The organism is Paenibacillus sp. ATY16, assembly GCF_003399985.2.
GTDB lineage: Bacteria > Bacillota > Bacilli > Paenibacillales > Paenibacillaceae > Pristimantibacillus > Pristimantibacillus glycanilyticus.
Genome location: NZ_NMOK02000023.1, coordinates 452415 through 473921, shown reverse-complemented (window position 1 = coordinate 473921; position 21507 = coordinate 452415). Strand labels below are relative to the sequence as shown.

General features: G+C 46.5%; 19 protein-coding genes and 1 pseudogene. 12 read left to right on the top strand and 8 right to left on the bottom strand.

The features are described 5' to 3' along the window. The first annotated feature begins 30 nt into the window (after nucleotides 1-30). Nucleotides 31-219 carry a YqzE family protein gene (locus CFI03_RS15100; protein ID WP_015845564.1) on the top strand — a complete coding sequence of 63 codons (189 nt, stop codon included), beginning with the start codon at nucleotides 31-33 and terminating at the stop codon, nucleotides 217-219. Here the strand turns inward: CFI03_RS15100 and CFI03_RS15095 are convergent. From CFI03_RS15095 to CFI03_RS15085, 3 genes are all read right to left on the bottom strand, one after another. After that, a complete protein-coding gene (locus CFI03_RS15095; protein WP_248757839.1) occupies nucleotides 216-1106 on the bottom strand; it encodes a hypothetical protein in 891 nt (296 codons plus the stop codon). The two genes, CFI03_RS15100 and CFI03_RS15095, sit on opposite strands and share 4 nt — an antisense overlap. Nucleotides 1107-1258: 152 nt before the next feature. Then, nucleotides 1259-2191 (bottom strand): YqhG family protein, encoded by a 933-nt coding sequence (locus tag CFI03_RS15090; protein ID WP_127497635.1) that lies wholly within the window; start codon nucleotides 2189-2191, stop codon nucleotides 1259-1261. Beyond that, the gene (locus CFI03_RS15085; protein ID WP_248757854.1) at nucleotides 2188-3972 is read right to left on the bottom strand and encodes a DEAD/DEAH box helicase; all 1785 of its coding nucleotides are present in this window, start codon (nucleotides 3970-3972) and stop codon (nucleotides 2188-2190) included. Before CFI03_RS15085 ends, CFI03_RS15090 begins: the two co-directional genes overlap by 4 nt. A 331-nt stretch (nucleotides 3973-4303) precedes the next feature. Here CFI03_RS15085 and CFI03_RS15080 point away from each other — a divergent pair, with 331 nt between their 5' ends. After that, complete coding sequence (locus CFI03_RS15080) at nucleotides 4304-6898, top strand: adenosylcobalamin-dependent ribonucleoside-diphosphate reductase (RefSeq protein ID WP_201001577.1); 2595 nt, start codon at nucleotides 4304-4306, stop codon at nucleotides 6896-6898. A gap of 349 nt (nucleotides 6899-7247) precedes the next feature. Beyond that, entirely contained in the window at nucleotides 7248-8345 is a 1098-nt protein-coding gene (locus tag CFI03_RS15075) for a glycosyltransferase family 4 protein (protein ID WP_248757838.1), read from the top strand. A gap of 499 nt (nucleotides 8346-8844) precedes the next feature. On the opposite strand, the gene CFI03_RS15070 is transcribed toward CFI03_RS15075, so the two are convergent. Next, entirely contained in the window at nucleotides 8845-9714 is an 870-nt protein-coding gene (locus tag CFI03_RS15070) for an alkaline phosphatase family protein (RefSeq protein ID WP_248757837.1), read from the bottom strand. A gap of 523 nt (nucleotides 9715-10237) precedes the next feature. Here CFI03_RS15070 and CFI03_RS15065 point away from each other — a divergent pair. The 5 genes from CFI03_RS15065 (at nucleotide 10238) to CFI03_RS15045 (ending at nucleotide 15379) form a co-directional block, all read left to right on the top strand. Continuing rightward, nucleotides 10238-10849, top strand: coding sequence for a DedA family protein (locus CFI03_RS15065; RefSeq protein ID WP_248757836.1), 612 nt, complete (start codon nucleotides 10238-10240; stop codon nucleotides 10847-10849). 159 nt (nucleotides 10850-11008) lie between these two features. After that, nucleotides 11009-11800: a COG4705 family protein gene (locus CFI03_RS15060; RefSeq protein ID WP_248757835.1), complete on the top strand. Its 792-nt coding sequence runs from the start codon at nucleotides 11009-11011 to the stop codon at nucleotides 11798-11800. Nucleotides 11801-11882: 82 nt separating this feature from the next. Next, nucleotides 11883-12572, top strand: coding sequence for a response regulator transcription factor (locus CFI03_RS15055; RefSeq protein ID WP_248757834.1), 690 nt, complete (start codon nucleotides 11883-11885; stop codon nucleotides 12570-12572). Then, entirely contained in the window at nucleotides 12565-13902 is a 1338-nt protein-coding gene (locus CFI03_RS15050; RefSeq protein ID WP_248757833.1) for a sensor histidine kinase, read from the top strand. Before CFI03_RS15055 ends, CFI03_RS15050 begins: the two co-directional genes overlap by 8 nt. Before the next feature lie 82 nt (nucleotides 13903-13984). Then, on the top strand, nucleotides 13985-15379 hold the full coding sequence (locus tag CFI03_RS15045) for a hypothetical protein (protein WP_248757832.1): 1395 nt from the start codon (nucleotides 13985-13987) through the stop codon (nucleotides 15377-15379). Nucleotides 15380-15844: 465 nt separating this feature from the next. Here CFI03_RS15045 and CFI03_RS31435 read toward each other — a convergent pair whose 3' ends face one another. Beyond that, nucleotides 15845-16018 (bottom strand): ATP-binding cassette domain-containing protein, encoded by a 174-nt coding sequence (locus tag CFI03_RS31435; protein ID WP_481857683.1) that lies wholly within the window; start codon nucleotides 16016-16018, stop codon nucleotides 15845-15847. 314 nt (nucleotides 16019-16332) lie between these two features. Between CFI03_RS31435 and CFI03_RS15035 the strand changes: the two genes are divergently transcribed. Both CFI03_RS15035 and CFI03_RS15030 read left to right on the top strand, forming a co-directional pair. Continuing rightward, the gene (locus tag CFI03_RS15035; protein ID WP_349292480.1) at nucleotides 16333-17043 is read left to right on the top strand and encodes a GT-D fold domain-containing glycosyltransferase; all 711 of its coding nucleotides are present in this window, start codon (nucleotides 16333-16335) and stop codon (nucleotides 17041-17043) included. A 275-nt stretch (nucleotides 17044-17318) separates the two neighbouring features. Beyond that, a pseudogene (locus CFI03_RS15030) lies at nucleotides 17319-17459 on the top strand (D-ribose ABC transporter substrate-binding protein); the annotation flags it as partial. 109 nt (nucleotides 17460-17568) lie between these two features. Here CFI03_RS15030 and CFI03_RS15025 read toward each other — a convergent pair. From CFI03_RS15025 to CFI03_RS15015, 3 genes are all read right to left on the bottom strand, one after another. Continuing rightward, complete coding sequence (locus CFI03_RS15025) at nucleotides 17569-18525, bottom strand: SDR family NAD(P)-dependent oxidoreductase (RefSeq protein ID WP_248757830.1); 957 nt, start codon at nucleotides 18523-18525, stop codon at nucleotides 17569-17571. Beyond that, nucleotides 18525-18884 (bottom strand): MerR family transcriptional regulator, encoded by a 360-nt coding sequence (locus tag CFI03_RS15020; protein ID WP_248757829.1) that lies wholly within the window; start codon nucleotides 18882-18884, stop codon nucleotides 18525-18527. The genes CFI03_RS15025 and CFI03_RS15020 overlap by 1 nt, the downstream gene beginning before the upstream one ends. Before the next feature lie 171 nt (nucleotides 18885-19055). Continuing rightward, entirely contained in the window at nucleotides 19056-19955 is a 900-nt protein-coding gene (locus CFI03_RS15015) for a LysR family transcriptional regulator (RefSeq protein WP_248757828.1), read from the bottom strand. 127 nt (nucleotides 19956-20082) lie between these two features. Here CFI03_RS15015 and CFI03_RS15010 point away from each other — a divergent pair, with 127 nt between their 5' ends. Continuing rightward, the gene (locus CFI03_RS15010) at nucleotides 20083-21009 is read left to right on the top strand and encodes a DMT family transporter (RefSeq protein ID WP_248757827.1); all 927 of its coding nucleotides are present in this window, start codon (nucleotides 20083-20085) and stop codon (nucleotides 21007-21009) included. 150 nt (nucleotides 21010-21159) lie between these two features. Further along, on the top strand, nucleotides 21160-21450 hold the full coding sequence (locus tag CFI03_RS15005) for a DUF3817 domain-containing protein (RefSeq protein WP_248757826.1): 291 nt from the start codon (nucleotides 21160-21162) through the stop codon (nucleotides 21448-21450). Nucleotides 21451-21507: the final 57 nt, after the last annotated feature.

Sequence of the window (21507 nt, the reverse complement as noted above, 5' to 3'; positions counted from 1 at the left end):
TAACAAATAAACCGAAGAGGTGATCGGGCAGTGGCAAATGGACATGATCTTATTAAATACGTGACCGTGGAATTTGTGAACTACATCGAGACGCCGAGGGATGAACGAAAAGCAGCCAAAGCGACAGCCAAGGCTGCAAGGGAGCATTGGCTGTCGCGCTGGTTCGGATGGGGCGGGGCAAGCGTATTGCTATGGTGGAAAGGCCGTACGGAACGTTAGCGATAGAAATGACCGAGCTCGGCAAGAAGCTTGAGGGGAATGTACCTTGTGCTGCTGCCGAGCTCATCCGTTTCCAGAGCGGCATAGACATTGCCATCCCCCCAGCTGTGATACCCGGTTACCGACCATACATAGAGCATCTCATTATTAAAGCGTTCTACCGTAAAACGGAGAGGCGTCTTGGAGCTTAGCGCTTTGAGCACGATGCTGGTATCCTCGGCGGAAGCTGGTATAGGTTTCTCGGTCAGCCACGGCATTTCGCTGTACGGATCGAAAGAACGGCTTTTCACGGCTCTTTGAATCAAGGTGTTCCCTTGCAGGGCGTAACGTGCGGCAAGCCCTTCTTCTGCCTTGGCTGTCTTCTCCAACGTTGCTTTTTGCAGGGGCAGCCATTCACCGCTCATTCCGTCCAAATACGTATTTTCCGCTGAACCGTTCACGTCCCAGACGGCCAGTAACGGATGAATATATAAAGCTTGGTTCGTATTAGGCAGAGAGGAGAGAAGCTCCAGCTGCGCAAGGGATTGATGCAGCGTTGTCTGGTCAAACAAGTATTCCCCCGTTCCGTATTCCCCAAGCGCAAACCCGCCATTTTCCTTCGCCTGAATAACCAGGTATCCGGCCGGTTGACCTTTATCCTTAACAATCGCTATCCAGCTATGCGTGCCGGGTCCAAGAGGCGACACGGTAAATTCGGCATGACTCCACGCTTTGAACTCCGGTAATTTCGCAAGCTCGTCCATCCAGCCTCGTACGGCGGATTGAAGCTCCGTTTCCTGTTGAGCCGTTACGGACGGCATTGATTCCGCCTGAAGGCTTTGAGCCGTGACAAGGAATGTTGACACCACCAATGCGGCTATAACCGTTTGTCGAATCCACTTTTTCACCCTGGCACATCCTTTCTTTCTTTTGCATCTGTTTCTGACATGGTCTCATTATATTGGACAAGCCCGCAGAAGGCTGTTGGAACCTGTCGCGGGCGTACGTCAATCGGTTGTTCTATTTTTGGCGTATTGCTGCGAATGCCGTCTGATTGTCTCTATTCAATGCCTTCCAAGTGGAAAATACCGCAGTTAATGGCGGAAGCCGTCACCCGCGGCTCATACTGCCATTTGATCTCGGTCTGGCGTTGGTTGAATTGCTCCTCGATGGCTGCCTTGGCATCCTCTTCGGCGTGTTTGATCATCGGATCGTAATAATGCCGGATCCTATCGAGCTCTTCCTCCAGCCTTGCCGCGGCATCGGAAGCCCAGGTATAGTCGTAATTTCTGAGCTTGCGTTCAAGCGAAGTCTCGATAACGCCTAATGCCTTGGCATGGGAAAGACCATTGCGGGTCAAATGAATATTCGATGGCAGCCGCGGCGTAAGCTTCATATTTTTAAGGCGGTCATAGAAGTTCTCGATCACGAGTCCCGTTGCGAGAGAGACGCCATAGCTGTGAATTTCCTCGCGTTTCCTGTCGCAGGCGAATTCGACACGCATATTGACTCCGAGCCATGCGGTATAAGGTGTCGATTGGAACGGAGTGCTGGACCTCCGTTCCGGCTCCTGGAACAGGTTCACGTAGCTGCCGGAGTTTTTGGCTGCGCCAAACAGTTGCTCTAGCTTGCGGGAGCCGAAATAAAGATCTTCCCTTGGCGTGCGGATACCGCCGGCCATATTGTTGTTTACGAATCCGAACGAACGGTTTAAAGCCGCATCCACGGCGTTTGTTACGGGGCCTGGTGTTGGCGGCGGGGCAGCAAGCTCCTCCTCGTATTTCTCCTTGTCCGTTACGAACAGGTAAGTCATCGTCTCCGGATCGGAGCCCGTGCGGTCAACAAAGCTCCAGTAGAAGGGACGGTTCGTAAGCTCACGGTCGGCAGCAGGGGAAAGCTTAACCGTGAAGTGGGCAGGCGACTTCTCCAATATCGAGCATTGTGTGGCTTCAAGAAACCGTTGTACGTATTTGTGGACCTGCTTCGAATTCACGGTCTCACCTCGACTTTCTGGCCTAGCGCGGTCATTTGTGCCAGGATGGTTGGTCCTTGCGGCGTATCCGGCGTATCCGGCGTATCCGTCTCCTTCTCTTCACGAAGCTTGGATATCGTGGAGCCCAGATGATTAAGCCTTTGCTCCAGATGAACGGCGTCTCCTTCGGATTCGAGCAGCATCCGCGCCAGCTGCTGTTCGATGGAGCCGGCATCCGATTCGAACCGTTCGAGAATATGATCGAGTTCCCCGATGACAAGCTCGAACAGATTGATTTTTTCATGCAGCAGGTTCACGATATGCTCTTCGATGGTCCCGAGCGTACACAAATTATAGATCTTGACGTCTTCCTTCTGACCAAGCCGGTGAACGCGGCCGATCCGCTGCTCGACGCGCATGGGATTCCACGGGAGATCGAAGTTGATCATGTTGTGGCAGAACTGCAGGTTGATTCCTTCGCCGCCGGCTTCGGTAGCGATAAGCACTTGGGCGCGGCCGCGGAACAGATCCATCATCCAGTCCTTTTTCCCGCGGTTCATGCCGCCCCGGTAAGGTACGGCCAAAATATTATGCGAGCGGAAGAACTGAAGCAGATATTCCTGCGATGCCCGATACTCGGTGAAAATGATGACCTTGTCGTTAATCTGCTGAATAAGCTCCATCACTTTCTCGGCTTTGGTATTGGCTTTGATCTGTTTAATGAATTCAACCAGCTCCCAGATTTTCGGGCGGATCGGAGAATCCTCGGCCGTTTTCTTGAACAGATTAACAAGCGTAATAAATACCGCATCCCGGCTGCTGCATACTTCGCGTTGCAGCGTAACAAGCGGAAGCATACTCATCATATCGACGCCGTCTTCCTTGTAACGATCCCGAACGAATGCCGTAACCGCGTCATAGAGAGCCTTTTCTTCGGAAGAAAGCTCCAGCGGGATATTTTTCACGACGCGCTTGGTGAACGATATGCCGCCATCTCCGCGCCGGTTGCGAATCATGACGGTGGACAGCGCATCCTGCAGCTGATCTTCGTTTTTCGGCAGACGCTTGTCGACAACGAAGTTGGCTGCGAACTCGCTTTGACCTCCTAACTGGCCCGGCTTAAGCAGCGTAATAAGGTTATATAACTCATCCAGATCGTTCTGAATCGGAGTAGCCGTAAGAAGAAGACAATATTTTTTGCGGAGCTGGAGCGCAAATTGGTAGTTTGTCGTCTTTTTGTTCTTGAGCTTATGGGCTTCGTCAATAATGATCATGTCGTAATCCTGGCCCAGAATAATCTCGCGGTGCGGATCGCGCTTGGCCGTATCTATAGAGGCAACCACAACGTCGTATTGCCACGTATGCTCTTTCTTTTGAGCGACGGCCGAGATGCCAAACTTTGAATTCAGCTCTCTCACCCATTGCAAGACGAGGGAAGCCGGAACAAGAATCAGAGCCTTTCGGACGAGTCCGCGCACCATGTATTCCTTGATGACGAGTCCGGCTTCAATCGTTTTGCCAAGTCCAACTTCATCGGCGAGAATAGCGCGGCCGCCCATCTCGTGAACAACCTTGCGTGCCGTGTCCACTTGATGCGGCATCGGCTCGAAGGAGGGGAGCGTTCGCAAGCATTGCAGCTGTTCGAAGCTGTCGACCCGCTTGGCCTGCTCGGCTTCCATCGTCAGCTGATAGAGCGTCCAATTGTCCCAAGGACCATTTTTGGCGACCCGGTTCTGAAGCTCGTCGAACCAGGTGCGGTCGCATTGCAGGTCTACAAGCGGATGAAGCTTGCGCCGGACCATATTAGCTTCCGTTGAGGCGGGATTCACATTCGCCTGATCATTCATAGTAAAGGTCACGATAGGCAGCTCCTTTTGCGAATAGAGATAGTTGTCACTAGTATGGCCTTTTTCATCAAATCTTAGTAAATAAGCAGTAAAATTAGCGAAAGGACAAGCAATAGAAAGAGAATAGCCAATGTAAGCGGAGAAAAGCGGCGAAATAGGTAAAAACAACTGTGGATACCGATATGTAGTATAGTATAATAATCAGTACACACAATATATGGTGCCCGACACATGCGATAAGAGGTGTGTACACGATATAAGGGACATGGGAGGAAGGACCAATCGGATGGCAATGACTCAGAAATTGGAAGGCCTTAGCGAAAAAATATTTTTGGACCGTTATGCTTGGAAAAACGCGGACACAAAGAATACCGCAGTAGGGGATGTCGTACTGGTCCTGACGAAGGATGATCCGAAATTCCCGGCCAAAGAGGTTGGGGAAGTCATCGGACGCAGCGGCGACGAAGTGACCGTCAAGCTTAGAAGCGGAGATACCGTGACATCCAGCGTGGAGAAACTCACGCTTACTATAGAAAAGACTCCGGAAGAGATGTGGGACCGTCTGGCCGGTGCGATGGCTGGCGTCGAGCAAGGCGAAGAGAAGCGGCGTGCCTGGACGGAAAGATTCCGTTACATTCTCGATGACTGGAAGCTGGTTCCTGGCGGCCGCATTGCTGCCGGCGCCGGCGCGAGCGAAGAATTGACGTTGTTCAACTGCTACGTTATTCCTTCGCCAAAGGACAGCCGCGGCGGCATTATGACGACTCTGTCGGAGATGACGGAAATTATGGCGCGCGGCGGCGGCGTGGGGATCAACCTGTCTTCGCTGCGTCCTAGACGCGCCATTGTCGCTGGCGTTAACGGATCCTCCAGCGGGGCCGTATCCTGGGGGGGCTTGTTCAGCTATACAACCGGCCTGATTGAACAGGGCGGAAGCCGCAGAGGCGCGCTTATGCTTATGATTAACGACTGGCATCCGGATGTGCTCGATTTCATTACCGTCAAGCAAACGATGGGGCAAGTGACGAATGCGAACCTGTCGGTATGCGTAAGCAATGCGTTTATGAAAGCCGTGAAGGAAGACCTGGATTGGGAGCTTGTATTCCCGGACACCAAGGAAACCGATTACGACGAGCTGTGGAACGGCGATCTGGAAGCATGGAAGAAGCTTGGCAAGAGGGTTATCCATTATAAAACGGTTCGGGCGCGCGACGTATGGCATACGATTATCGAATCGGCATGGAAGTCGGCGGAGCCTGGCGTCGTCTTTATGGAATACTACAACCAAATGTCGAACAGCTGGTATTTCAACCCGATTATTTGCACGAATCCTTGCGGCGAGCAAGGGTTGCCGGGCTGGGGCGTCTGTAACCTGTCCGCGATTAATCTGTCCAAATTTTACGATGAGAGCAAGCATGACGTGAATTGGGAAGAGCTGGCGAAGGTAACCCAATGGTCCGTTCGCTTCCTCGATAACGTTATCGATACAACCCCTTATCATTTCGAAGAGAATGAGAAGAATCAGAAGAAGGAGCGCCGCGTAGGCCTTGGCACGATGGGCCTTGCCGAGCTTATGATCAAGCTTGGTGTCCGTTACGGCAGCCCTGAATCTCTTCTGTTCCTCGATAAAATATACGGTTTTATGGCACGGGAGGCTTACCTCGCTTCGGCTGAGATCGCTTCGGAGAAAGGCTCGTTCGAAGCGTTCGACGCGGAGAAGTTTCTGCAAAGCGGCTTTATGAAAAACATGGTGTCCGAATTCCCGGAGGTAGGCGAAGCGGTTCTGGCCAAAGGCATGCGTAACGTGACCGTTATTACGCAGGCTCCGACGGGCAGCACCGGTACGATGGTTGGTACGTCGACCGGCATCGAACCGTATTTTGCCTTCGAATACTTCCGTCAAAGCCGTCTAGGCTTCGACAAACAGCTGGTGCCGATCGCGCAGGCATGGAAGGATGCGCACCCTGGCGAAGAGCTACCGGATTACTTCGTAACGGCAATGAATTTGTCGGCGAAGGATCATATCCGCGTGCAAGCGGCGATTCAGCGCTGGGTCGACAGCTCGATTTCGAAGACGGCGAACTGTCCGAGCGACTTTACCGTTGAAGAGACGAAAGAGCTGTACGAGATGGCGTTTGATCTGGGCTGTAAAGGCGTTACGATCTACCGCGACGGCAGCCGCGACGTTCAAGTTTTGTCGACGAAGAAGGAAGACGCGAAGCCGGATGCGGCGGTTGAAGCGGCTGCAGCTGCGGAAGCGGTAAAAGAAGAAGATAAACTCGAGACGCTGAATACGGCGCTTAACGCGAAGGTATCGCCGCAGGCGGAGCAGGAATTCGACAAGCAATATAAGCGCCGTCCGCAAATTCTTCGCGGGGCAACGTACAAAGTAAACACGCCGTTCGGCATGGCCTATATTACGATTAACGATCTGAACGGCATTCCGGGCGAGATCTTCCTGAACGTAGGCAAAGCCGGCTCCGACGTATTCGCGATGGCGGAAGCGCTTGGCCGCGTATGCTCCTTGTTCCTTCGTTACGGGGATCACGGCAACAAAGCAAAGCTCCTGATCAAGCATCTCAAAGGCATTGGCGGAACCGGTGCCATCGGCTTTGGAGCCAACCGCGTAGAATCCATCGCGGACGCGGTAGCGAAGGCGCTGGAAATTCATATCGAGAGCACGAATGAGCAGGCGGCTGCGTATGAGCCGGTAAAAGAGGCACCAGCCTTGGCTTTCGCCGCAGCACCTGCCGTAGAGGATTCGCATAAGCATGGCGAAGTTACCTCTCGCGACTTATGTCCATCCTGCGGATCGGCTTCGCTGATTAATGTCGAAGGCTGCAAGCAATGCAGCAACTGCGGCTATAGCAAGTGTAATTAGAAATTAATTAAGCTCGGATCCCTTCGGATTCGGGCTTTTTTATATGAAGCGGTATCTCAGGTGATTATCTGCATCGGATTTATGGACGTGTTAGACATTGATCTCATTTTACTTAAATAGGCATTAAAAGAGGTCGTTTAAAGTTCAAACGAATAAAATATTTCAACGCCATTTTGGTAAAAGGCAGAAGAGTTGATTTCTGTCTTTCTTTGTCTGAGCGATTACTAAAAAGCCAAAGCCATACTCAGATAATTATTTTTCCAAAGTAGCAGGTATTATCTAATTCACTCGAAATCGATTGAGCTAGAACATATTGCAAAAACACTAAAAATGAACTGGGGGAGGTTAAGTGAAGATCCTTATGGTTGCTCCGGAGCAATTACCGGTTCCGGGCAATGGATCGGTTGAAATATGTATGCTGGCAATTGCTAAGCAGCTTGCTGTAAGTCATAAGGTTACGATTGTCAGCAGACAAAGGTCAGGTTTACCAAATGTTAGTAACCATGGAAACTTAACTATTGTTCGAGTGCCTTCGGGAAGTTCACAGAAATACATCGCATCGGTCCTGCGTTATATCAAAGGAAAGTATTATGATATTATACAAGTGGATAATCGTCCCCACTATATGGCTAAAGTGAAGCATGCCTTCCCATTAACCCCGGTTTCGCTTTTCCTTCATTCTCTCACTTTTGTTCCACGTACTAAAGCTGTGGCAACCAGCTTGGATAAGGCCGATTTGATTATTGCGAACAGTGTCTCATTAAAAAGTAATTTATCCCGCTTGTTTCCAACGCAATCCTCTAAGATAAGAACAGTATATCTAGGTGTGGACACCATTCGGTTCAAACCTAATGACTCTAAAAAGAAGTCTGATACCTTCCAGGTCCTGTTTGCAGGACGAATTATTCCACGTAAAGGTGTACCGGTTATTATCCAAGCAATTGGAATTATGAAAAGAAAATATCCCAAAGTAAGATTGATCATCGTCGGGGGAGGTAAAGCGAATTATATCAATAGCCTTAGATTATTAGTACGAAAATATCGTATAAATGCGCGCTTTACTGGAATGATTCCTCATAATAGGGTCCACCAGCTATACAAGAACGCAGATTGCTTCGTGTGTCCTTCACAGCGACATGAGGCATTTGGGCTTGTCAATGTGGAAGCTATGGCCTCTGGACTTCCCGTCGTTGCATCCAGTATCGGAGGGATTAAAGAAATAGTGAGACATGGGGCGAACGGGTATCTCGTTAAACAATACAAAAGTCCTCATTCACATGCCGAGTGGATTGGGAAGCTAGCGGGTGACAAAAATCTAGCTTCGAAATTGGGCAAACAAGCAAGAAAAGATGCGGTCGAGCGGTTCAGTTGGAGCAAAATGGCCTATAAGCTAATGACCGTATATAAGCATGCATCATCTAATTCTAAGAAAAAGAGGACTTCATAAACCATAAAGAAGCTTAGCAGCATTGCTGCAAGTGCTTTTGGATACGATTTGAATATCATATAAAAAATCGCCTTCACCTTATGACTTAATATAATCCGCCTTTATTAATCTACTGCACGACTCACTGCCTCTATTGCTATGGTTATTGCTGGTACGATGAGAGTATTGCGGAGGTGATCCCATATTACTTGATTAGTGGTAACGATAAAGGCGACACGGTTATTATCACTGCCAATATCTACTCGTATTCAATATCAGAAGCAAATGCTGCAGTACTTATTAAAGGAAGCGAATATAACTTAATTTAATGACTTCTCATTTTTTTAGCAAATAGCTACTACGATATGACCTAATATGAATTAGAAACACGAAACACTAACAGCAAAAAGACGAAATGAATCCGTTTTTAGTTGTTAGTGTTTTATTTATGATATGCGATCAACCATCATTGGGTGTTTTTTCCTCCTTGGCATAGCGAATAGACTTTCTGAATCTCTGTTTATTTCCATACATTTATGGGTGTAACGTTTTTACTATTACCAAGAGCCGGTAATCCATAGAAGTCTTCGATAGTTCGCAGCATATTATAATGGTTTGTTTTGGTCGTGTAGGCTTGATGTTTAATTTTTTGTCCAACCATAATAGTGGGAATTTTATTCTTAGCACTCATATCGTCTTCGTCCCACGTTAGAATAAAGATACTATTATGTTTTATAGCCCATTCTACATAACCTGCCATGTTCGTCTTTAACCAATCGTCTGCTCCTTTAATCGTCCCGTCATGTATGTCGTGGTTTAGATTTGGGATAACAAAGGAAACAGTTGGCAGCTTACTATAGTCTTTTGGAAAAGATGTAAACGGCATATTTACTTTTGCGGGAACGTTAGTGAAATCAACCCAAGGGTTATGTTTTCGAGCATACAGAGTTTTCAGGTCATAGGGTCCGGTAAATCCTACACTTGGCAATCCGTCAGAATAACCTCCAAATGAGTAGCCGTGCTTTACAAGTTCATTAGCTAAATTGTCCGACTTAAAAGTATGGGATGGTTTATCATCGGTGACACCTTGATTTGAGCCGGAAAAAAGATCAATGTAGTTCGGCTGGCTGGGGTGTTCAATTGCATAATGGTTAGTTAAATTGGCACCGGTTTTTACAAGTTGATTAATATAAGGGGCATTTTTATTCCCTATAATCTCTTTGTAGGAATGGTTCTCTTCTACTACGATGACGATATGATCCGGTGCTAGTCTGGTTTGCGATGTGGGTTTAGAAGCATGAACCGTTTTAGGGTTTTGCTTTGCAAATAGACCCATTGTTACATACAGTACAAGTACAACAAATATAACGCTAACTATTCCAATTTTCATTTTTAGCCCTCTCTTTTTTATTTTCCCGGGGTTTTACTATCATAGCTCGTATTTCTCCAAAATGATGCACCCTATGATCGAGTTAATATTTATTTAAGATTTATTTCACATTGGCTTAATGGGATGTGCAAGGGTCGGACTAAAGTCCGGCTCTTTTTATTTTTTACCTTGATATTAATATCCAGTTAATATAATTTTCATTTTTTTACGCTATCCTACAGAAAAAAAATTGATAAATTCTCGTTATCACTTGAGAGGGGGATGTGAATGGCTGTGTTACAAAAAGAACATAATCAGCTTTTAAGCAAGGTGCCGCAAGTTACCATTTTTTTTTGGTTAATCAAGGTATTATGCAGGTTACCGCTGCAAAGGATGAAAGCCTGATCCCATGATCAGACTTTTTTATTTACTTCATAATAGTTAATAAAAATTTAATCGGATGTTCACAGCTCGTTGAGAATTGAATTTTAAAGTACAAGGAACTGATGCTTCATTTATAGCTTGGAAAGGAGTTATTAGAGATATGCAAAGTATTATGGATTGGATCTCGAATTTAGCGGTCCAACTAATTGATGCGATTGGCCTCTACGGCATCTTTATCGGTATGGTCCTGGAAAGTGCTTGTATACCTATTCCGAGTGAAGTCATTTTATTAAGCGGGGGTCTGGCTGCTGCTAACGGAACGATATCATGGCAGGGGGTGGTCATCGCAGGTGTACTCGGAAATGTTCTCGGGTCAATAATTGCGTACCAAGTTGGATCTCTTGGCGGAAGGAAAATACTTAATAAGTACGGGAAATATGTGCTCTTTAGAAGCTCGCATCTTGATCAAGCGGAGAAGTGGTTTACCCGATATGGTGCAATGAGCGTATTCTTTACCAGAAATCTTCCTTTTATCCGAACTTTCATATCCTTGCCGGCGGGCATAGCTAAGATGAAGTTCTCTACATTTCTGCTATATACTTTTTTAGGCTGTATTCCGTGGAATATTGCATTGGCCTATGCGGGTTTTAAATGGGGAGCGAATGCGGATGTATTGGAGAGTTACTTGCATCCGATCAGTTATGCTGTTGCGATAGTAGTTGTTGGACTATTTGCGTATTGGCTCCTTATTAGGAAACGGACGAGAGTCTGATGGATACGGCGGCGATACATGCATCAACCTCAAATCTGATCATGGAGCATTTTGAGTATGACTACTCGCCCGGTGGAGAGCCAGTTATTTATTTAATTGCAGGGGCTATTGTTACGCTCATAAAAAGTCGTACTCAATCTGAAAAATAAGGGGATAGTCATGTACAATTATAAAACGGAAATTAACCCACAAGCTACAACGATGCTAGCAAAAGTACCTGAAATTACGTTGTATTTCTGGATAACGAAGCTAATTACAACTGGTCTTGGAGAAGTGGCATCAGATTTTTTATTTGAAAAATTAAATCCATTCCTCTCCGTGCCCATAAGTGTAGCGATTTTTGTTGCAGCTATGGTTCTCCAGTTCAAGTCGAAAAAGTATATCGCGAGTCTGTATTGGCTGGTTGTCATAATGGTAAGCATATTTGGTACTACAGCAGCTGATGTTATACGAGCTGGTTTGGGAAATACGGTTTCAACTCTCTTTTTTATTGCCTCGCTTACAGCCATTTTCAGAATTTGGTATGTGAAGGAGAAGAGCTTATCGATTCATAGCATTAACACGCGCCGCAGAGAAGTGTTTTATTGGATGACGGTACTGACCACATTCGCTCTCGGCACTTCTGCAGGCGATTTAACAGCCTCCAGTATGCATTTGGGATATTTGGATTCCGGAATAATGTTCTTTGCTTTGCTATTCATACCCGCATTATGTTATCGGCTGTTTCATCTGAAAGAAATTACAGCTTTCTGGATCGCTTATGTTTTGACTCGTCCTGTGGGCGCGTCCTTCGCGGATTGGCTATCTGCTGCACCAGGCAATGGCGGAGTTGGTTACAGCAAAGGACTCGTTAGTCTAGTCCTCTTGATTGTGATTGTGCTTCTCGTTGTCTTTCGAGGCGGTACCCCTGCAAAGATGGAGGAGAGTCAGCAGGTCGCTGTTAATCAGTAATGGAGGATCTTCTTATTTTCATGCTCATTTCATAGTTTATTGGTATATTTAAGGTCTATGAAATTGCAGGAGGTAAGATAACATGCGCGTCTTGCTTGCAGAAGACGATGAAACGCTTGGCGAGTTAACCGAGTATCAACTTAAGCGAAGATACCATGTGGTAGATTGGGTAAAGGATGGCTCTCAGGCAAAAGAAGTCATTACAAAAGGTTATTATGATGTCTATGTGCTGGATTGGATGCTGCCGGAGATGACGGGTATACAGCTCGTGAAAGAGATTCGAAGTAAGGGTGATCATACGCCAATTTTGCTTCTGACAGCAAGAGATGCGGTACAAGACAGGGTGGAAGGGCTGCATGCTGGAGCAGATGACTACATGATAAAGCCTTTTGCATTCGAAGAGCTGGAGGCGCGGCTGATCGCCTTATTCCGCAGGCAGGAGCGCGGGTTTCAATCGGATACATTATCCTTTGGGGATATAACCGCGCACTTAAACAGATTTGAAGTAAACCGTGGAGGCATGGCTATTAGGCTTACGAGACGCGAGTTTCAATTGCTTGTTTGTTTAATGCGTCATGCTGGACAAGTTTTATCACGCGAACAGCTGCTTGATCATGTATGGGGAATCGGCTCGGATGTAACCCTAAACGTTGTTGATGCCACCATCAAATTACTTCGAAAAAAATTGGACGGGCCCTTTGAGTCTAAAGTTATTCAAAGCGTATATGGTGCCGGTTATCGGCTGACAGTGGACGGGGGCACGCATGTTTAAACAAACGAGAACACGGCTAACACGCGAATTCTCTCTAACCGTAGGTATTATCTTAATGATAACTGCGGTTTTTTCTCTATGGATGGTACAAAATATGCTAACGACGACAGAGGACAATCAGCTTACGACGTTAAGCGGTCAATACAAGTCAGAACTGCAAAAGCTGCTGGAATCTCCAAAGGGTGACGTCTTGTTCGATTCTTATGAGAATTCGGAAAAGGGGTATGCTCCCTCGGGTTTGCAATTGAATCAAATGGCATGGTTAGTTGATCCTCATGGGCAAATCATTTTCGAATCCCCCTCAGCGACAAAACTGGGTTTAAAGGATGAAGTGGCAGAAGAGGTTTTTCCGATAAATGCACTATTGCCAAGTGTTCTCGAAAAGCCAGCTCATGACTACCATAATGTTCGAGCGGATGGACGTACATTCCGAATTGGAGCGTTGGTCATCTCAAGCGGGGAGCTCAATGAATATAGGGTTATTGTCGCACAGGAAATAACGAGCGATGCCGTGTTGATAACGCAGTTAAGATGGGCGTTTGCAGGGCTTGCTCTAGTCCTGCTATTATCTGGCGGAGTTGCAGGTTATTTGTTAGCTGACCGCGCCATGAAACCGATTGCGAATGCTTTTCAAAGGCAGGAGCAATTCACCAGTGATGCGTCTCATGAGCTTCGAACGCCGCTAAGTATATTGAGATCCGCTTATGAGGTGTTGGATGAGGAAAGGGATAAGCTTCCGGAGTTTCATCGTCATGTACTAATGAAGTCGGGGCGAGAAATTCATCATATGAGCCGGCTTGTTGAAAATCTGCTTATACTTGCACGCAGCGACAGTGGCAGGATTGAGCTTGCACTCTCACGTTTCTCTTTGTGGTACACCATTAATCAAGTCATTGAGCAGCTTCAGCCGATCGCGTCGTCGAAGAATGTATCTCTGGAATGGGATACCAGCCCAGGGAGAACTGCAGAGGATGATGCAATGATTCAGGCAGATGAAGTGCGAATAAGGCAGCTAATCCTTATCTTGGTTGAAAATGCGATAAAGTACAATCGTGAAAGCGGCAGGGTAACGGTTGCCCTGGATGTGAACACGCAGAAGGCATCCTTCACGGTAACGGATACAGGTTTCGGAATCGAGAATGAACATTTACCGCATATTTTTGAACGGTTTTACCGGATGGATAAAGCCCGCACGCGACGGTCCGAAGGGACGGGACTTGGGCTTGCGATTGCTAAACAAATTGTCGATGCTCATCACGCAAGGATTGAAGTGTGGACCGAGCCGAAGAAAGGAACGATTTTTCGGGTAACCCTACCGAGCATTTCATGATCCTTTCAGAATGTTTCCTTATCTTATATCACATAGCCTTCTATTGATGGGAGGTAAAAACAAATAAGGAAGGGATAAATCAATGAAGAGAAAATGGAAGCTTGCAGGCGCAGCGCTATTGATTGCGGTTGCCGTACCGGTATCCGCTTATGCAGCAGACAACAGCCTGAACAGTAAACAACAAGAGAAAGCAAGCTATGCTGATGCTCAAACAATAAGGACAGCCGGAAAGCAAGAAGACACAGACAAGGGCAATAAGCTAAAGCTGGATGTGCTGGAAATCGCTAAATCAAAGCTTGGTCTGGATCAAGCAGCATTCGAGCAAGCTCAGAAAGCCGGTAAGTCACTGGCAGACATCGCAAAAGAAAAAGGCAAAGAACTTCAACCGCTGATTGATGATCTGACCAAGGAAATCAGTGATGAGATTCTAGCTAATCTTGATCCTGAAAAGATCACCAATCAGGAGAAGGAGAACGTACAGAAGAAGGCATCCATGGAGGCAGAACGAATCTTTACTGAACCGCTCAATAAAGAAAATGCCAAACAAGAAAGTAAAGACTGGAATCTGGCAGAGGCGCTTGAATTAATCGGAATCGACAAGGCTGCTTTTGCTGAGCAGGTTCATGCTGGCAAAACACTCGTTGACATTGCAAAAGCCCACAATATAACCCGCCAACAGCTGATCGATACTCTATTGTCTGATGTGAACGCCAAAATGGATGAACTTAAGGCAAGCGGAGATATCTCCCAGGAGCAGGCAGATAAAAAGAAGCAGGCAATTCTTAATGAAGTAGAAGATTTCGTAGAGCATACACCGGAGTTGTTCGCTAAGAAGGAGAGCTCCGCAGCTGCACTGGGGAAAGAGGATAAGCAGATCCGAGCAGAAGGGATTAGAATTGACTTTCAACAAATCGCAGCAACTAAGCTTGGTTTAGATAAGGAGGCTTTCCAGAAAGCACTTGAGGCTGGTAAGTCGTTAGCGGATGTTGCTAAAGAACAAGGTAAAGAGGTTCAGCCGCTGATTGATGAGCTGACGGGGGAAATCAGTGATGAGATCCAGGCTAAGAGCACTAAGAATCTTACGGATGAAGAGAAGGCGAACGTGCATAAAAAAGCAGCAATAGAAGCTGAGCGGGTATTCCATTCTCCTCTAGACAAGGAGCAAGAAGTGAAGGAACAGGGAATTGGTGAATATAATTTGCAGGCGGCTTTCGAGCTGTTAGGCGTTGAAAAGGCGACTTTTGCCGAACAAGTTCAAGCAGGTAAATCATTTGTGGATATCGCTAAGGACCATGGCATAACCCGTCAGAAGCTCATTGATACATTAATGTCCGACTTTACTGCCAAAATCGCTGCTGTACAAGCAAAAGGCGATATTACACAAGAAGAAGCAAATCAGAAAAAGCAAGCTGTACTGAAAGAGGTTGAGGACTTTGTTGATCATACACAGACAAAGTTTAAATTAGATGAGAAGTAATAAAAAAGGAATGAAATCGGATTTGGAAGTTAGTTCTGCCGAAAGAACGTTGACGTGAAGATATGGACGGTAGACATTTACAAATGTCTACCGTCTTTTTTGATGTTGGGTGTCAAGATGCATCACTTGTCTTGTCTCAACTAAAGGGCAAGATAGTTTTAATTAAGTACCAGTTATCTCTTTCCCGATCCGAAATCGAGGGTGTTCAGGGAGCATCGATTGAATGAGCTTTTTCACGCTTGGGTGCTGCAATTCTAAAAAATGCTCTTTATTCTCGCAGTAAACAGCCAGATTACCCCGCTCCATTACGGCCAGCGTATCGGAAATGTGATACGCTGCCTTTATATCATGTGTAATAAACAAATATGAAAGGCCAATATTTGTTTTTAAATCAAGCAGCAATTCAAGAATTGCCGTTTACGTCACCATATCCAGACTACTGACAGCTTCGTCTAACACGATCATTTACGGGTTCAGCGCAATTGCTCTTGCAATATTGATCTGTTGGAGCTGTCCTCCACTGAATTGATGAGGATACTTTTTCCGATCATCCGGCTGAAGACCGACGATTCTCAGCAGTTCTTCAATCCGGTACACCTGTTCCCGCTTCGATAGCTTTTCATAGTTCAGCAGACTCATATTCTTGCCCCCAATCTGCGATAACTTACGAGCAGCAGTAAGGCGGCTCCGCCAATCCCAGTAGGAAAACATTGTTTCGTATGAGAATGCATTTACAGAGAAATAAGCTTATGAATTAATTGAACTGACGGAGGTGTTGAATTGATATGCCTATTAATGAAAAACGTCGAGCTAAGGTACAACCTTATTCAACAAGATTAACAGGAACAGACTCGTCAGTCTAAAATGTGCTCTGGTTTATCTCATTTCACTCAATTAAACATACATTAATTAAGTCAGAGTAGCGTAACTTTAAAAAATGTATAGAGTGAGGGATATATACGGAAAAATTTCTTGCATGGAAACAAGTGTTGAAACAAGTGAAATATGCTTTGGACTATAGAAAACCTTTTTCATTGGTTAGAATCGGCGATGGGGAGAATATTTGCTTGGCGCAAAATTCTGTATGGCCTATACGCGATGTTCTGAAAGAGCCTTGGACAAAAAAAGCGAATCATGGAGAGAAAGGTGTGCATTTACCTAATATTCGTCTAAGAAATGAGCTTGTTCAAGGGATTAGGAATGCAAATGTTGTAGGCGTTCTACTTCTTAACGATAACCGAATTCATGCTCCAAAGAGACTTAAAAGAATATTAACAAACAAAATTTTTACTCATTTTAATCTCTCGCCTCGTTATACATGTGATGCCTGTATTAATCGCTATATTCCTAAATACAAAGCTTTTTGGGACGTTCTAAAAAACAGAAGAGTTCTACTCATTTCACAACACGCTAATGAAATGAAACAAGTACTCGTTAATAGATATGGTTTAAATGTAACAGGAACCATATTTTTTTCGGATTATAGACAGATTAATCGGGTATTAAAGGAAGTGGATATGCTGAAAAATAAATTTGATTTAGTACTCATTTCGGCAGGCGTGAATGCTGTTATTCTAGCACCAAAAATAGCTCGAAGGACTGGGAAAGTCGCAATAGATTTTGGTCAAGGACATAAAAATTTTATGAAATCCCGGACAGTTTGAATAATCGCGTATTGAGAAGCCTGAGTAAGGGAAAGGTCTTATCTCTGCAGAAAAAAGTGGTTAACCTAAGCTCTAATGGGTCAGTAACTCTCGAGAGATTGAGAGTAACTGGCCCATTTTTTCTACTACGTGTTATGCTGGTTTTGTTTCTACGACTTGCTGACGAGTCTGGACAATGGCATCCTCGATGCTGCTTTATTTGATGAAAGAGGGGTCAATCACTCCTTTTTCTCCACTCCCGTTTTTTCGGAGAAATTTTTTATGTTCGTGAATGTCTTACGGCAACCGTCGCGCAGCAGCCGGAGCTTATCGGCCAGCTTGCCGTGCAAGCCGCTTACGATGTGCTGCAGGGCAAGAAAGTAGAGAAATCGATTCCGGCACCGCTGAAGCTTGTGACCAAGAACGAAAACCAATAACAACAGCAAAACAGCCTCAAAGCGCGAGATTCGCGGCTTTGAGGCTGTTTTGCTGCTAGTCGAGATGTTGATCAATAACCATTTTATCTCACAGGGGTTTATTCTAAACTTATTGAAACAACCGCGGCGTTTCTTCCCACAACCTGCGTGCGGCTGCTTGATCGACCGCCCATCCTTTTACGCCAACGGTCATGCTGTCGTCCGTATGCAGAGGGGCGATATCGCAGTTCTCGCAATAAACGCCGCCGTATCCGTTTAATTGAGGGCTGACTGCGCACCATACGATGGTTGCCGCGCCTTCGGAAATCGTTTTTCTCTCGTTGTCGTATTGTTCGTAGCCGCGTTCTCCGTTTGCCTTGATGGCTCCAAACGCTGCGAGCTCATCCTCCGACAGAGCATGGGAGAGACCGGTGACAATACTGCCGGGATGGACGGTAAAAGCGCGAATGTTATCTGGTTTGAACAGCTCGTCTACCGCAACGCTGAGCAAGGCATCGGCTGTCTTCGCTTGTCCGTACGCCAACCATTTGTCGTATGGCGAATGAACAAAGTTAGGATCGTCGAAGTTAAACGCCGAATACCAATGAGCACGGGAAGATAAGGTCACGACCCGGGCGCCGTTCGCTTTTTTTAACTGAGGGAGAAGGTTATTTATTAAATGATAATGACCCAAATAATTGGCCGAGATTTGCATTTCATTCCCCCGGTCATCCCTGGCAAGCGGTATTGCCATCACTCCCGCGCTGTTAATCAGGATGTCCAACTTGTCATGCCGCGATTGGAACCAACGGCCGAAGGCTTCAATCGTTTCGCTGTTGCTCAGATCCATTTCTTCCGGATATAACTCCACGTTAGGTATGCCCGCGAGTGCTTGGCTAGCTTTACTGACGTTTCTTGCAGGCACGATTACCTTCGCGCCAGCCGCGGCAAGCGCTTTTGCCGATTCCAAGCCTAGACCGGAGGATCCACCGGTGACGATGATTATTTTACCCTTTAAATCGATGTTTTGTACGATATGGTTAGCCGTAGTTCTAGCCGAATAGCCGGATGGAATAGGTTGTTGCATTAAATACCGCCACCTCGAAGTTTACTGAAGTGAGACACCTTGTATCGTACCTTCTCCAGGATCCTTTGGCGCTTCTCAAGCTCAAGCTCCATCTTGACGGCATGCTCCCGGAGAATTTCGCGACACCGCAAGTAGTTCTTGGCCCGATAAGCGTCAACATAGCTTTTGATCAGCTCCAAGGACATATCCGTATCCTTCAAATTGACAATGAATTGCAGGTATTCCACCGTCAATTCATCGTAGACTTTATAGCCTCGGGCATTTTTGGCCGGCTCGTCGATCAATCCCAATTGCTCGTAGTAGCGAATGGTTGGGATGGGCAGGCCGATAAGCTTGGACACTTCGGAAATCTGATACATGGGATTCTCACCTCGCGAAATCAAGGTTACAACGTAAAGTTGACTTTATGTCAACAGCTGATACGATGGAAGTTTTACTCTTCTTCAAGTTTGCCCGTGTCTTCCGTAAAGATTGCAAGATATTTCACTTGCTCGGTCCTAGATTCCGCTCTAAATGACGCGGCTGTTTTTTCAGCGAGCGCACCCCTTTTTAGGCCCGGCTTCGAATGGGAACAGCTTCCGTGCCGTCTCTATAAATGTTTTTACCGCGATGGTGCAGTCCTTCAGAGAACCGGATGCAAGGTGAATATCCCGGTAGGCTGCGGGAGAAATTTGCTTCAGGACGATTCCCGGGGGAAGGTCCAGAAGGGATAGCTCGGACATGACAGCTACTCCTTCACCCGCCAGAATCATCTGAAGCGCGGTTCTGTAGTTGTAGAGAATGTATTTAATGGTCGGCGATTCTCCGGCACTATCAAACCACTTTAAGACCGGGGGCTCATAGCCGGCTTTGCATATGAGCATGGGTTCGTCCCGTAAATCCTCGGGGCTAATAATCTCTTTCTCGTTAAGCGGATGATCTTCACGCATAACCGCATAAATTCCCTCGCGGTAAAGGGGATAAGAATGAGCCGTCTTGTCGGACGGGATAAGCAAGCCAACGTCAATTTCGCGGTTATCCAGCCATTCCTGTACATTGTCGATCGTACCTTCAACGATGCTGAATTCCAGGTTGGGATATTGCTGCTTCATATGGCTGATCAGTTTTGGCACAAAATAAGTAGCCGCAACCGGGAAAGCTCCGATACGGACGCTGCCGGTTTCCATTCCTTTCTCGCTTGCGATTTCCTGGTCGATCTTATCATACCCTTGAAGAATTTCGCGGAAAGTTCGGACAATCCGCTCTCCAATAGGAGTAAGAGCAACTCCATGACGCTTGTCCCTGATCAGCAGCGTAACCCCAAGCTCGCGTTCCAACGTCGTAACGGCACGGCTGACAGCCGGCTGTGTCATATTCATTTTCTCTCCGGCGGTCGTAAAGCTGCGGGTCTCCGAAATGGCAACAATCAATTGAAGAAGTGATTTGTTCATAACAGATTTGATATCTCCTTCATGATTTATATTCATTTTATTTATGATCAGGTTTATTGTAGCATGATTATAGACCAAGAGAAAGTAAGACCTGGAGGAGTTTAACCAGGGAGAGGAGAGTCTCCGTATGAAAACAAAAGCATGGCTTTTTCTAGTATTAGCGAATCTGTTCTGGGCGGGGAATTTGATCTTCGGCAAATCGGTTATGGCTGAATTTCCGCCGATCTGGGCAGCCTTCTTAAGATGGGCAATCGCGGCTGCGGCCTTGATTCCGATGGCTCAGCTTATTGAAAAACCAAACTGGAGGAAGGTGTGGAGAGACAACTGGGGGATCTTGTTATTCCTGTCGCTGGTGGGCGTCGTATTCTACACGCTGCTTACCTACACCGCTTTACAGCACACCTCATCTACAAACGGCAGCCTGATTAACAGCTTGACTCCGGCGGTTATGATCGTATTGTCGCTGCTGTTCCTGAGAGAAAAAATTACGGTATGGCAAGGAGCGGGATTGGTATTATCCTTCCTGGGCGTGCTGACGGTATTAACGAAGGGGCATCTGCTGGGCGTATTTCGCACACCTTATAATGAAGGAGACGGCATTTTGCTGATCGCGGTGTTCTTGTGGGCGATTTACTCGATTATCAGCAAGCGAGCGCAGCATCTTCCACCCATTACGTTTGTGGCCTTTACTGCGGTTATCGGCGTCGTATTCATGATTCCGCTGCTGTTGATCCAGCCTTTAGAGACTGACCATATAACAGCTCTTGGAGTAACAGGAGTTATTTATCTTGGTCTATTCCCTTCCATCGGTTCGTTCCTGTTCTGGAACCAAGGGGTCAAAGAGCTTGGACCCGGCAAAGCCAGCATTACGATGAATCTGATGCCGATCTTTACCGCTATCCTCTCCGTGCTGACGGGACAGCAGCTGCTAGCTTCCCAAATCGTTGGCGGAGTTATCGTTATCGCAGGGATGCTGCTGTCGGCGAACCTTATCAAACGGTCGGATAGAGCTGGCACCAAACGGATGACTAAACATCAGACTGGCGTTATATAGAAAGTTGGCGGTTCTCAAAGTCTTTCGCTTTGGGAGCCGCTTTTTTATTTGGACATGGAATGGACAAGAATTTGCGATATTCGCAGAAACGAGGCATAGTTGGATTACGTAATAGACTCGATTGAAGAAAAAGAGAAAGGAAGTGTGCGAATGGAGCAATCCGTCCGGACATGGTTTCGTTGGATCAGTTATTTGGAAGCGATTTCGTTTCTCGTTTTATTGGGAATAGCGATGCCTTTGAAATACATGTTTGATAGTCCGGAGGCTGTTGCGGTTACCGGCGGTATTCACGGGTTCTTATTCTCTGTTTATTTGGTAGCTATCGCGGTGATGGCCGTTCTGTTCAAGTGGAAAATGATCCGTATAGCGGGGGCGATTCTGGCCGCCTTTTTGCCGTTTGGCCCGTTTGTTCTGGAACGAAGATTAAAGTTTAATGCTTAGCATGGTATTAGAAAAACCCGGGTTCTTTCCAATTTTGTTGGAGAGAGTCCGGGTTTT